Origin of the sequence: Paraglaciecola sp. MB-3u-78 (assembly GCF_002835935.1) — a bacterium.
Classification (GTDB): Bacteria; Pseudomonadota; Gammaproteobacteria; order Enterobacterales; family Alteromonadaceae; genus Paraglaciecola.
On record NZ_PJCF01000002.1, the window covers coordinates 138,241 to 151,749 of the forward strand.

General features: G+C 41.2%; 10 protein-coding genes. All 10 read right to left on the minus strand.

Annotated elements, in window-relative coordinates; genetic code table 11:
- Positions 1-2: 2 nt before the first annotated feature.
- The 10 genes from CXF95_RS02430 to glgB all read right to left on the minus strand — a co-directional run bounded on the left by CXF95_RS02430 (position 3) and on the right by glgB (position 13,498).
- Complete coding sequence (locus tag CXF95_RS02430) at positions 3-2,813, minus strand: DUF349 domain-containing protein (protein ID WP_101197231.1); 2,811 nt, start codon at positions 2,811-2,813, stop codon at positions 3-5.
- Positions 2,803-3,096, minus strand: a complete 294-nt coding sequence (locus tag CXF95_RS02435) for a YeaC family protein (RefSeq protein ID WP_101197232.1) — start codon at positions 3,094-3,096, stop codon at positions 2,803-2,805. The genes CXF95_RS02430 and CXF95_RS02435 overlap by 11 nt, the downstream gene beginning before the upstream one ends.
- A gap of 3 nt (positions 3,097-3,099) precedes the next feature.
- Positions 3,100-3,426 carry a hypothetical protein gene (locus CXF95_RS02440; protein ID WP_101197233.1) on the minus strand — a complete coding sequence of 109 codons (327 nt, stop codon included), beginning with the start codon at positions 3,424-3,426 and terminating at the stop codon, positions 3,100-3,102.
- A gap of 87 nt (positions 3,427-3,513) precedes the next feature.
- Positions 3,514-5,184: a sodium:alanine symporter family protein gene (locus CXF95_RS02445; protein WP_101197234.1), complete on the minus strand. Its 1,671-nt coding sequence runs from the start codon at positions 5,182-5,184 to the stop codon at positions 3,514-3,516.
- Positions 5,185-5,245: 61 nt separating this feature from the next.
- Positions 5,246-6,373: a M14-type cytosolic carboxypeptidase gene (locus tag CXF95_RS02450; RefSeq protein ID WP_101197235.1), complete on the minus strand. Its 1,128-nt coding sequence runs from the start codon at positions 6,371-6,373 to the stop codon at positions 5,246-5,248.
- Between the two features lie 344 nt (positions 6,374-6,717).
- Positions 6,718-6,966 carry a hypothetical protein gene (locus tag CXF95_RS30290; RefSeq protein ID WP_232787602.1) on the minus strand — a complete coding sequence of 83 codons (249 nt, stop codon included), beginning with the start codon at positions 6,964-6,966 and terminating at the stop codon, positions 6,718-6,720.
- Positions 6,967-7,052: 86 nt separating this feature from the next.
- The gene (locus CXF95_RS02460; protein ID WP_101197236.1) at positions 7,053-8,513 is read right to left on the minus strand and encodes a glyceraldehyde-3-phosphate dehydrogenase; all 1,461 of its coding nucleotides are present in this window, start codon (positions 8,511-8,513) and stop codon (positions 7,053-7,055) included.
- 535 nt (positions 8,514-9,048) lie between these two features.
- Complete coding sequence (locus tag CXF95_RS30295; protein WP_232787603.1) at positions 9,049-9,216, minus strand: hypothetical protein; 168 nt, start codon at positions 9,214-9,216, stop codon at positions 9,049-9,051.
- An 8-nt stretch (positions 9,217-9,224) separates the two neighbouring features.
- Complete coding sequence (glgX, locus tag CXF95_RS02470) at positions 9,225-11,303, minus strand: glycogen debranching protein GlgX (protein ID WP_101197237.1); 2,079 nt, start codon at positions 11,301-11,303, stop codon at positions 9,225-9,227.
- On the minus strand, positions 11,303-13,498 hold the full coding sequence (glgB, locus tag CXF95_RS02475) for a 1,4-alpha-glucan branching protein GlgB (RefSeq protein ID WP_101197238.1): 2,196 nt from the start codon (positions 13,496-13,498) through the stop codon (positions 11,303-11,305). Before glgB ends, glgX begins: the two co-directional genes overlap by 1 nt.
- Between the last annotated feature and the right edge of the window lie 11 nt (positions 13,499-13,509).

Consider the following 13,509-nt stretch of genomic DNA (forward strand, 5'->3'; position numbering starts at 1 on the left):
TATCAACCCACAAACAAAGGTTCAACTCGCTTAAGTAAAGTGATGTCACTTTTACTTAAGGAGCCTGCTCTAATCCAATCTTTGAGCAATGACAACATATCTAGACTCTCTCCGGACTGTAACTTCTGAGCCATCAATTGCATTTGAATGGATTGCCGTTTTTTAGCATCTTTTGGAGGTGAGTCCTGTTGTGCCACTATTTCCATTTTAATGGTTAAATCATGTCGATCAGTATTCTCACTCAGCTCACGAAAACATTGTTGCCACTGCTTGCTTAACGTCGCCACCCCTTCTGGTATTTCGCTATCCGTTTGCCACATTTTTAATGCACTAAACAAATCTTGATATGCTTGGCCTTTAGCAGATTTAACCAACTCTGTTAATTTTAGCTGTTGCTGCTCAACAAGGGTTTGGACACGCTGTTCCAACACCCGACGTTCAGGCATCGGCAAAGTGGCTATCGTATCAATAACAGTGTGTTTATCCTGTAAAGCACTTTGCACACCGGCCTTATCACCCGCACTACCGAGCAATGTTTCAAGCTGGGTAACTTGCCCTTTGACTAACGCTACTTGCTCTTTAAGTTGTGATTTTTCTTGTTGATTCGCCTCAGCTTTTTTGGCGAATATACTGTCATTCACCTTTCTAAAAGCAGGCCATAATTCAGCTTCGGCCTTTTTGCCTGCATGTTCGATGGTTTTCCAAGTCTGTTGCAGTTTCTTCGCTTGCTCTATGGCTTCATTCACCGGCTCAAGCTCTAACAGCTTCTCAGCTTTGATTAACAATGCCTGCTTTTGCTCAGCGTTGTCTTGATAGAAAGCCGACACTTTATTTCTGAGTGGGTTTAGTAGCTGTTGATAATTATCGTACAAGGCGTTGCGCTGCTTAAAGTCGACCTCACCGATGTTCTTCCATTTTTGCTGCACACTTCTTAAGCTTTTAGTCAGTTCGGCAACGCCGCCATCGTTCTCACCTAAGGCTTTAATCTCCGCCAAAACTTGTTGTTTAGCCAACATGTTTTGCTCACGTTGCTGTTGCTGTTTATCATAAAACTCACGGCATGGCGCAAAGGCTTTTTCAATCGCGCTTTCAAAGGCTTCATTTAACGCTTGGTCAGACTCGGTATCTGTTTTGCCTAAGCTATTCCATTGATAACGAAAAGATTTAATAGCTGAAGACTGAGCATCAATATCTAAGGGATGCTCGATTAAAGCCTGCACTTCATTTAGAAGCGCTGGTTTGCGAGGAGCGGCAATGTAATCTTGCCAGTCTTTTAAGTTTTCAATTTGCTCTTTAACCGAACTGAAGGTCCGCTCAAGTTGCCCTTGTTGTTTCTCAGGTAAAACATTGAACCAGTTTTGTACCTTTTGATACAACACCATTGCCACTTTAAACTTACCTTGGTTAATTAGGCTTTCAATGGCTCTTAATTTATTTCTACAACGAGAAACTTCGCCATCCAATTGGTTTTTTAAGGCTTTTATTGCCTGTTGCCACAGTTTAAAACGTTCATTCCACTGCTGGGTCAAGCTAACAGGAATATGTGCCTGATAGCTAGCAACTGTATTCCGCCATTCTTGTCTTTGTTCTCTCAGGTATTCTTCTGCGGCTTCAATTTGGCTGGCATCATCTGGTAATGACAAAGCTGCAAACGTTTCTAACAAGTCCATCCCCAACTTAATAGCTTGTTGAAACTGCGGAAGGTGCGTTAAGGTATTTAAGCTAGACAATAATTGATTGTTTAGTTGTTCTAAACATCTGTGAGCCACTTGATTAGAAGCTGGTATCTGACTCGTTAGTTCTTGTAGCTTCTCAATGTATGCATTCACTTTTTGAACAAAGGTTTCCACTTCAGATGGACTAATTTCACTGATCCGTGTTGTCAGTTGTTTAGACAGTTCAGCTAAGCTTTGCTCAACTTCAACCAACAGTGTATGCATGCGTTGACTTAATTCCAACTCATCTTGCTGTGCTTGCCACTGGGGTATTAACAATGCAACAGTGCGTTCAACCCGGGTGGTGATGTCTGCATGTTTTTGTTCAATTTCAGCACGTTTTAACTCTGACAAACAATCAAAGCGTTCAGCTATTTGGGTGTACTGCTGAGTTAGCCCCGTTTGCTGCCGTTGAATGAGTAATAAATCGTTGCGATCTTTTAAAGCAAGCATACGAGACAATACCATTTTCACTTGCTGTTCAACTTCAAGCGGCGCTTGCTCTGCCGTCAACCAACCTTGAAGTGTTTCATTGGCGAATTCTTTTAAGACAATGGAAGATGTCTTTTTCTGTATTTTAATGAGTAACTTACGGGACTGTACACCATCGGTTAGGGTGTGCAATATTGCAGTTTGCAGGCCTTCATTTTGAGTATTAAACAATAACTTTTCTTGCAGTTGCGGCTTTTCTGCTTTTTGCAGTAACTTCATAGCAAGTTCAGTGTCTTGTTGTATCCATTGCTGCCCAAGTAACTTTTCGATTAAACCTATGTCACGGGTTTCAAGAATAAAATTGCGTTTTTCTTGCTCTGTTAACGCTTCGTTTTGCCCATCTAACAAGATGTTTTCAACAAACTGTTGGGATTTTTTCTGGACTCTATCGTTTGTGGCAATCTCTGACATTTTGTACCAAAGCACAAAACTATCAAGCTTATTTAAGGCAGCCAGACTGACACCCACATCGGAGTCATTAAAAGCCAGTTCGTGCAACACTGTTTTATGCTGTGGATCTTGTTTATTCAGATTTTCTATTGCTTGAAGGCGTACCTGAGGATCAGGATTTTGATGTTTGGAACGAAAAAGGTGCTTAAAGATCATCCTGTTTAAACCGCGCTATTGTTTGAATGTTATTAGAATTTTGTTTGAGTTCTTGCTGTAGAGATTCGCGACTTCGATGCACAATTTCACCATCAGGGCCAATTGTCATGTGTTGATCGGACTTAAGGACTTTAGCCTGATAATACATCACAGCTTGCATAGAAGTGTCCCGTTGCTGTTCAGTCAATGGCGAACCATCCAACCATTTACCTGTTTCTACTGCTTGCAGCAATTTTTCATAAACAGGCTCAGTCATCGAAGTTAATAACGCAGTATTATCCATTGTTTAATCAGACCTTTTTAATATTATTAACCGAACACGATTAACTATGTACCAAACAAAGCCAAGAACCGAAAGGCCTATAGCAATATTATATTGCAACCCATCGGGTGTAGCCCCTCCCCAATACATAAAACCAAAACCCGACACAAATAACAACATCGCTATCATGGATTGCATTTGGATATTCTGACTTTTCAGATACTTATTTAGGTTTTGCTTGCGTGCGATGTCTTCAGCGTTGGCAGTACCTAGCTTAAAATCACAATGCTGACAGGTTTGTGCTTTATCCGATATTTTTTTACTACAAGAAGGGCAATCTATTAATGCCATACCTTTTTCTCCAAACTTACATAAACAGAATTCGAGTTAAAACAGAAAAGCGCGACAACTAGCCGCGCTTCAAATAACCTTAAAAAACTATTTATGCTCTTTATTAAACTTGACCCAATACTCAGCAACCGATTCTTTCATTTCTTTGCGCAATAAGAAAATACCAAACAAGTTAGGTAAGGTCATCACCACTATAGCCACCGCAGAGAGTGTCCACACAAGTGTGGTATCCGAGACTGCAGCCCATACAAACCCTGCCACATACACCACTCGGTAAGGCATGACTGAACGCGGCCCTAACAAATATGTCATGGCTCTATCACCATAATAGGACCATGCAATAGCAGTAGAAAACGCAAACAATAACAATCCCACTGACACAATATATTTACCAGATTCACCTAAGAAACCTTTAGTGAAAGCCAAAGCAGTTAAACTAGCAGAGTGAATTAACGACTCACCTGTTACGTTGATATTATCTTTGAGCAGGTTGCCATCAACTACCTTTAATGTACCCGTATAATTGTCTTCTGGATCACCTAGGGAGAAAACCACATTATCCGCAAATGAACGGGCATTAAAAATCGTAAAACCTTGACTCACAGCCTTACCATTAACAACTTGTATCTCACCATTGAATTCAGTGACACCATGGCCTTCTATACCATTGATATAAGCATAAAGAGTTTGTTTATCTGCTGGATCAGATTCCTCATAATTGCCCGCCAATATGTACATATCGGTACGATCGAAGGTGTTAAGGTGTTTATCTTTCCAAACACCAGAAGAAAGGATAACCAACCCCGTTATCGTACAAATAATAATAGTATCGATAAACGGCTCAAGAATAGACACCATGCCCTCGGCTACTGGCTCATCAGTTTTTGCAGCAGCGTGAGCTATGGGTGCAGAACCCTGTCCAGCTTCATTGGAAAATAGACCTCGGTTGACACCTCGGTTAAAGGCATAAGCGATAGTTGCACCTAAAAATCCCCCCGTAGCAGCTGAGCCAGTAAACACATCTGAAAACACAGAAACAAAAGCGGGTCCAACGTTTTCCAAGTTAGCAAAAATGACGGTAAAGGCACCAATAATATAAATTAAGGCCATAATTGGCACTATCTTTGAAGTAACAGCAGCAATACGCGTGATACCGCCTAAAATAACCAGAGCCAAAAGTATGCCTAGCACACTGCCAACTATTAATGGATCAAAACCAAAGGTGGCTTCAATACTAGTAGCAATACTATTACTTTGCGGAAGGTTACCGGTACCAAAAGAACTGATAACAGTGGCAATAGCAAAGGCTACGGCTAACCATTTCATGTTCAAACGTTTGTCCATGTAATACATGGGGCCACCAGCCATAGTGCCGTCTGGCGTTTTGTCACGATATTTGTGTGACAGGGTCACTTCAACAAACTTAGTTGTCATGCCGAAAAATGCCGTTGCCCACATCCAAAACAAAGCTGCAGGGCCACCTAAAAACAACGCAAATGCAACACCACCAATATTACCCGTACCAACTGTCCCCGAAAGAGCAGTCGTTAGCGCTCTAAAATGTGTGGTATCGCCAGGGGCGTCAGCCTTATCATATTTACCTGTGACTACTTTCCAAGCGTGTTTGAAATAACGCACTTGGGGAAATTTTAAGTAGATAGTAAAAAACAGACCTGTACCCAATAACACGTAAGGGAACCACCAAGCGCCCCCCAACATGCCATCCATCGATTTAAGTAAATTATGAAAAGCTTCCAACGGTTTTCCCCTTAATTATTATTGTATTTTTATTACTATTATTATTTTATAAAATATTTTTCTAGCGAAGAATATCAACTACTGAGCGCATGGCAATCAATACATCTTCACCAAGTTGCTTGCAGCGAGCCGGTGACCAACCATAAGCCGTGTCGGGTAAATCAATATTGTCTTTAAATGGCATTTCTAAGGTATAAGATAAACAATTGAATTCATGCCCAATAGCATTAGCCGCAACCGTTAAGTTAGCCTTTCCCGGCTCATCTTTGTCATAGCCGTGCACATCTTGAAATTCCGGAGTAGCAATCAATAAGGCTGCTTTAAACGACTCTTCAAGGTTTTTTAAACGCTCATCATAATTTGGATTACCCTCACAACCCGCTACAAAGTTATAGGGTAAGGCTTCATCACCGTGCACATCTAAAAACATGTCGACACCCACAGATTGCATTTTTTGTTTAACCAAAAATACTTCTGGGCTATTTTCCATGCTAGGAGATTGCCATTCACGGTTTAAGTTGACACCTTTGGCGTTGGTACGTAAATGACCGCGGACTGAACCATCGGGATTCATATTAGGCACAATATAGAACACGGCGCTGTCTAACAGAAAACGTGATAATCCATCATCTTGGTCCAACAAACGCTCTAAAAAACCTTCAATAAGCCACTCGGCCATGGTTTCGCCGGGGTGTTGACGGGCTGTCACCCAAATCACTTTTTTGCCTTTTTCCGGTTGACCCACCACCAGCAAAGACATATCTCGTCCATCTAGAGTTTCTCCTAAACATTCTTGGCGACAATCAGGTGATTGTTGCGCCCAGCTCAGCAGGTCCAAATGCCGCTCGTAACTATATGGAGCAAAATAGGCGTAATAGATATGTTCAAATTCTGGCGTATGCGCAATGGTTAATGTATCACCATCAAATTCACAATCGACCCGAAACCACTCTTGTCTGTCATAAGACGCCACGGCCTGATAATTCTGCCATCCCCCGGGATAAGCCGACTTTTTAAGATCGTTTATGGTTATCTGATGAGAAATAAAAGCTTGGGTTTCAAGCTTAAAATGAAACCACTGATAAAACTCTGATTGGTTATCGGTACGAATACTTAGTTGAATATTTAATGGATCTTCTGCGCGGATAACTTGGATATTACCGCTATCAAAATTGCTGCTGATTCTCACATTTTGGTCCCATGGAAATTTGACAACAGTAATTTATCACAGTCATTGTAAAAAAGGACGACAGATAGACGTTTATCCCGAAAAAATCTGCTTTAGTTTTAATCCCAATGCAGTTGAGTAACCGTAAGACTTAGCCAGTATTTTTTGCTGATCGTCCAAAATATAGTAAGTGGGATAACCTTGAATTTTAAATTGCTGTTTTAGTCCTTCATGTCCTAATAAAATCTGACTTGTTATATTGTGTTGATTAGCAAAATTTTGGACTGCTTCTATGTTTGAATAATCTAGTGCAACTCTTACAATATTGAGTTTTTCTGGGTCGAGATACTCTAGGTTGCCGATACTTAGGGAGCAGACTTGACACCAAGGCGCAAAAAATAAATCAGCGTAGGTTTGTCAGGCTTGATTAAATGACTAGTTTGCCCATCAAGTGCCACCAGTAGCTGAGTGTCGACTACGACACTACTATCCACATCGAGCATATTACGTGATTGCCAAGCATTCACTGCAAAAATAATGGCACATATAACAGCTAAATCTCTGAGCCAAATATGCCAGTTTATCCGTTTATGTTTGTGGTTAATTCTATTCAAAAATGCGATCTCTTGTTCCCTTCTAACAAAAACCCGCCGAAGCGGGGTTTTATTGCATTTATTTTCAATTCATTGTCACATGACAATCATTTGGTAGGCAAAGACTCAGGCAAGGTTGGGTAAACCAAGCCAGACATATGTTGCAATACCTTCATCACCTGACAACTATAACCAAATTCATTGTCATACCACACATATAAAGTGGCTCTATTGCCAGCGACTATTGTTGCTTGAGAATCGACAACCGAAGGTGCACGAGTGCCCACTAAGTCCGTCGAGACAATTTCCTTTGATGCGGTGAAATTAATTTGATGTTGCAACGGCGAAAATAAAGCAATATCTCGTAAATATTCATTGATAGCCGCTTTATCGGTTGCTTCACCAAGATGTAAGTTCAATATCGCCAGAGATACATTGGGTGTGGGCACACGGATAGAGCTACCGGTTAATTTACCCTCTAATTGAGGATACGCCTTAGCAACGGCTGTAGCGGCACCTGTTTCTGTAATGACCATATTTAAAGGAGCACTGCGTCCACGGCGATCACCTTTATGAAAATTATCAATCAGGTTTTGATCATTAGTATACGAATGCACAGTCTCAACATGCCCACTTTCAATCACATATTTTTCATCTAATGCTTTTAGCACTGGAGTGATGGCGTTAGTGGTACAACTGGCTGCAGACAAGATGGTATCTGACGACAATATGTCTTTGTCATTTACTCCGTATACAATATTTTTGATCGCGCCTTTTCCTGGTGCCGTTAACAATACTTTTTTGACACCCTTGGATTGTAAATGCTGGCCTAGCCCTTCTTCGTCACGCCACATACCGGTGTTGTCGACTACTATAGCCTGATCTATCCCATATTTGTTGTAATCTACCTCAGTAGGGCTGTTAGCATAGATAACTTGAATATAAGAGCCGTTAGCTTTAATCGCATTTTTTTCTATATCGATAGTAATACTGCCATTAAAAGGTCCATGTACTGAATCACGACGCAATAAACTCGCACGTTTTTCTAAGTCACCTTCTTTGCCACCGCGAACAACAATCGCTTTTAATCGTAACTTATTGTTAGTGCCTTGCCTTTCAATAAGTAACCTCGCTAACAATCGGCCTATTCTACCAAACCCATACAACACCACATCTTGGGGATTTTGATCATCTTTAACATTCACAATATCTTTCAACTGGTCAGACAAATAGTCTTCAATCGCTACATCTGCGTAGGCCGGATCATAATGATAACCGTACGCTAATTTGCCCAAATCAATATGAGCAGGTGCAAGTTCCATTTTATTTAACGCTTCAAGCATTGGCCAACTTTCTCGAAGACGCAACTTTTGCTTTTCTTTAAGTCTTACCGTGCGGTGAGCCTTAATAATATCGATTGCGCTAGCACCTAATAAAGGACGGCCATAAACTGATATTTCAATCGCTCTGTTTCGATACAACTTACCGAGAATAGGTTGCATTTGCTCAGCGAATTCTTGCCTTTCCTGCCAACTACCTAATAGTTCCTGCTCTAACTGTTGATTCATAATTAATGTCCAATTCCCGAGAATCATATCAAATTTGCGGGCATTCTAATCAAGGAAACCAAAAGAACCAAATTGTTGAAAAATTACAGTTTAATTAATAAAAGGGCACAAAACAGCTGTTTTTAGGTAATTAATTACCAATTGTAAATAATAATGAGAGGAAAAGTGCATTGGTTTTGAAGAATCGTAAAAATAGCCTCAAAAACTCTATTTATTGAATAGAATCATGAAATTAACTTTCACAAAAAAATAAGTAATTAACTATAATTTATCGTCTTTTATGTGATTTTTACATGTACTGCCGATTTTTATCACTTTATACCTGAGGAAATCTTAGATGAGCTTGACCTTTATTATAATCAAGTGTGAAAACTGCTACCTAATTGTGACGAGGTCGAACAAACAAGTGTTGGTTATATCAGAGTCTGGGATCACTACAGCCAGACACCACATCCCCATAGATTTCCGAATGAGGGTATGTTTCACGAAGAGTTTATAAGCAGAGGGTGCCATGAGGCCCTCGCCAAATAAACAACTAATAACCACCCCAAGGTTCCGACAAATTTAATTGTCTGATGTTTTGGCCCATTTCCTTGGATCCATTCACCAAGGTTTCATCGTTCCACGGACCTCTAGCAGAAAACATGATTGTTTGTTGGGAACGGCCCACTACATATTCACCATGTTCTTGCAAATTACTCATCTTCCAAATCAGTCCTCAACGGTGCACTTACATACACAAATACTGCTAAATGCCTGCATATGCACTTCTCGAATGAGTACATTAGGTTGTTCAGACCACCTCGCATACCTGGTATCCAGCATGATTTGCCAAGCTGTATTAGCACCTAAATTGGGTAAATGAAAGCGTACGTCGTGCTCGCTGGCATTAAATACTAATAACCAATGTTCGTGGTGTGATTGGCCTTCGCTATGGGGTCCGCAAAGCTCTACAGCAAAGGATTGATTCTCATGATTTTGCCAATCGTCTTCTAGTTTGCGTTCGCCGTCTGGTCGATACCAATTGATTTTTTCAACATTGTGGCCCAACGAATAGTTGTCATCTTTTAAATTAAGGTGGTTGAGAATTTCACTACTCTTACGCAGAGCGATTGCTTGCTGACAAAAGGTTAAAAAATCTTGTTTAGCTTGATTTAATGTCCAATCAAGCCAGCTGATTTCATTGTCTTGGCAATAGGCGTTGTTGTTACCTTGTTGGGTACGACTGAGTTCGTCTCCGCCAAGCATATGCGGAACGCCTTGGGACAACATCAAGGTGGTAAACAGGTTACGTTTTTGCCGTTCGCGCATGGCGAGTATTTTAGCATCTGTGGTTGGGCCTTCGATACCGTAGTTAGCCGACAAATTATGCCCGTGGCCATCTCGGTTTTGTTCGCCATTCGCTTCGTTATGCCTATCGGCGTAACTCACCAGATCGTGCAAGGTAAAACCGTCGTGATAACTGATGTTGTTGACTGAAGTGAGAATAGAACGATCCTCTTTAGGAAACACATCACGAGAGCCTAATAAACGCGTAGCAAAATCGCTGACAAGACCTTTATCGCCTCGCCAATATGCTCGCACTGTATCACGATATTTATCATTGCACTCTAGCCAATTGGATGGAAATTGTCCTAGTCGATAACCACCATGACCTATGTCCCATGGTTCAGCAATTAGCTTGGTATTGAGCAACATGGGATCTTGACGAATAGTACGGAAAAAACCAGAAGAGGTAGAAAACTCATAAGGGTCGCGACCTAAACTAGCTGCTAAGTCAAAACGAAATCCATCCACACCCATTTCTGTGGTCCAATAACGTAGTGCATCCATGACCATTTTGAGTACATAAGGAAAAGCCGTATTCACACTATTTCCGCAGCCTGAATTATTCACATATTTATTGTAATCAACAGCCCCATATTCGTTCTGATCAAATAAATAACATGAGGAATTATCAAACCCTTTAAATGACAAGAGCTGGCCGTCAATGCCTCCCTCTGCAGTGTGGTTATAAACCACGTCCAAAATCACTTCAATACCCGCGTCATGCAGAGTGTTGATCATAGTTTTAAATTCAGCTATACCATCATCTACTACATATCTAGGTTCGGGACAAAAATAATTAATCGGATTGTAACCCCAATAATTTGTCAGGCCTTTATTGGTGATATAGGGTTCTGGCATAAATGCCGCCACTGGCATTAACTGGATAGCGGTAATGCCTAATGATTTTAAATGATCCACAATCGCAGGCTGGCACACGCCCAAAAATTTACCTTTATATTGGTCAGGTACATCAGGATGCAGCTGAGTTAATCCTTTAACGTGAGCTTCGTAAATAACAGTTTGATCAAGTGGCGTCTGGGGTTTTGAACTTTGTTGTAGGTTAGCCTTAGCGTTTTGCACTATGCCCTTGGGGATCATAAACTGGCTATCACCTTTATACTGCGTTTTATTCCACACAGCGGGCCTATTCAATGCTTTTGCGTAGGGGTCGATGAGTAACTTCTGATGATCGAATTTCAGCCCCATATGGGCATGATTTTCGCCAATCACTCGGTATCCATACAATTGCCCAGCCTGAATATCATCAAGCTGGCAGTGCCAAATTTTGCCCGTTTTTGCAGGCATAACAATTGCCGCCAACTGTTCTTCTGTGTTTTTATCAAACAAACAGAGCTCAACCCCATCGGCACTAGGGCAATGCACCGCAAAATTACATCCCCCCTGCCCCATGGTGGCACCCAAAGGATGAGGTTGCCCATCTGAAACATAAAAGTTGGACATTACTCGCCCTTAAATATAATAAATAAACATGCTAAAGGAGGCAGATTAACATTAACAGAATAAGGCTGGTCGTTCCAAGGCTCTGAGACTGCCTGCATATTTTTTTTAGTTTTGTAAGCGCCCCCCCAATATTTTTTAGCATCTGAGTTTAAAATCAGCTGATACGCGCCTTCATCTTGCACCCCCAACTTAAAGTTTTCGTATGGCACAGGCGTGAAATTAATCAGCACGTAAATCTTCTGTTTTGCATCAGTGGACTTGCGCAATACAGACAAAATACTTTGATCCGCATTACCATGGTCAATCCACTCGAAGCCTTCATGGCTATGATCTAATTCATATAGCGCTGGATATTTGCTATACGCCTTATTTAAGTCACGATACAAGTTTTGAATACCTTGATGCTTTTCAAACTCAAGTAAATGCCAATTAACCGAGCTATCATGATTCCATTCTGCGGCTTGGCCAATCTCATTACCCATAAAGTTAAGCTTTTTACCCGGGTGCGCATACATAAATCCAGCATAAGCACGTAGGTTAGCCGCTTGTTGCCACTCGTCTCCTGGCATCTTGCGCAGCAATGAGCCTTTACCATGCACCACCTCATCATGAGAAATAGGTAACACAAAATTCTCATCAAATGCATACACCATGGAGAATGTAATTTCATTGTGATGATAACGTCGATATGACGGGTCTTTAGCAATATAATGCAACGAGTCATGCATCCAACCCATATTCCATTTAAAACCAAAGCCCAAACCACCTTCAGACACGGGGCGCGATACCTTAGGAAACGAGGTAGACTCCTCGGCGATAGTCATTGCATGGGGAAATTTTTCGTATACTTCTGTATTCATCCATTGCAGAAAACTAATGGCTTCGTAATTGTGATTGCCGCCATCAACATTGGGGATCCATTCACCCTCGTCTCGAGAATAATCCAAATACAACATGGATGCCACAGCATCAACACGTAGTCCATCAATATGGTATTTATCTACCCAAAACAACGCATTGGCCACCAAAAACTGACGCACAGTATCCTTACCAAAGTCGTAAATGCACGAATTCCAATCAGGATGCCAACCTTTGCGTGGATCCTCATACTCGTAAACATGGGTGCCATCAAATCTTGCTAAGCCGTGGCCGTCTTCAGGAAAATGGGCAGGTACCCAATCGATGATCACGCCAATGTTATTTTGGTGGCATTGGTCAACAAAATACTTGAAATCATCAGGCGTACCAAACCGACTACTAGGTGCAAACAATCCCACCGGCTGATAGCCCCAAGAGCCATCAAAAGGGAACTCAGAAACAGGTAACATCTCAATGTGGGTATAACCCATGTCTTTAATATAGGGTATTAATTGCTCTGCTAGTTCTCGATAACTCAGGTAGGTTTCTCCAGAATCAGTCGCTGGTCGTTTCCATGATGCCAAGTGCAATTCATAAATACTCATCGGTTGATGGTATTTGTCATTTTTAGCCTTTTTAAGCCATGCTTTATCTTTCCATTGATATTGTGCATGGTCATACACTACAGAGGTATGAGAAGGATATTGCTCAGCATAAAAGCCAACAGGATCTGCTTTGTGGGGTAACTCATTACCTGCAGCATCTTTAATTTGGTATTTGTATTTAGCCCCGGCCTCTATGCCCGGCACAACTAATACCCAATAACCAAAGTCGGTTTTTTGCATGGGTAAACACGAGCCATCCCAATAATTAAACTCTCCAATCAGTGAAACGGCACTCGCATTAGGTGCAAACACAGCAAAGCGGGTTGCTTGAATGGGCGCATCTAATCCCACATCTAAATTAACAAGTTGTGCCCCTAGTTGCTGATAGACATTTTGCGCACTGTGATCGATAAAATGTACTGCGTGATAAGCTTGTTCTTGAAACTGATAAGGGTCAACAACCTGATATTGCCCTTGTTTATTGGCTACTTCGAAGGCGTAAAACTGCGGTGCTTGTTTAACGTTAAACTCACCTCGAAATAAATGACTACCAGCAACTTTTTTTAAAGAACCGAGCGACTTACCCGATGCTAAGTCAACGACTTTGACTTTTTCAGCGTTGGGTAGCCAAGTTGTGACAGTAAAAATAGAGTTTGATGGCTCAAATTGAGCGCCCAAATGGGCAAATGGAAAAGTACACTTAGCTTGTTTTAGTGCTTGTTCGAGTTGCATTGTTTCGCCTT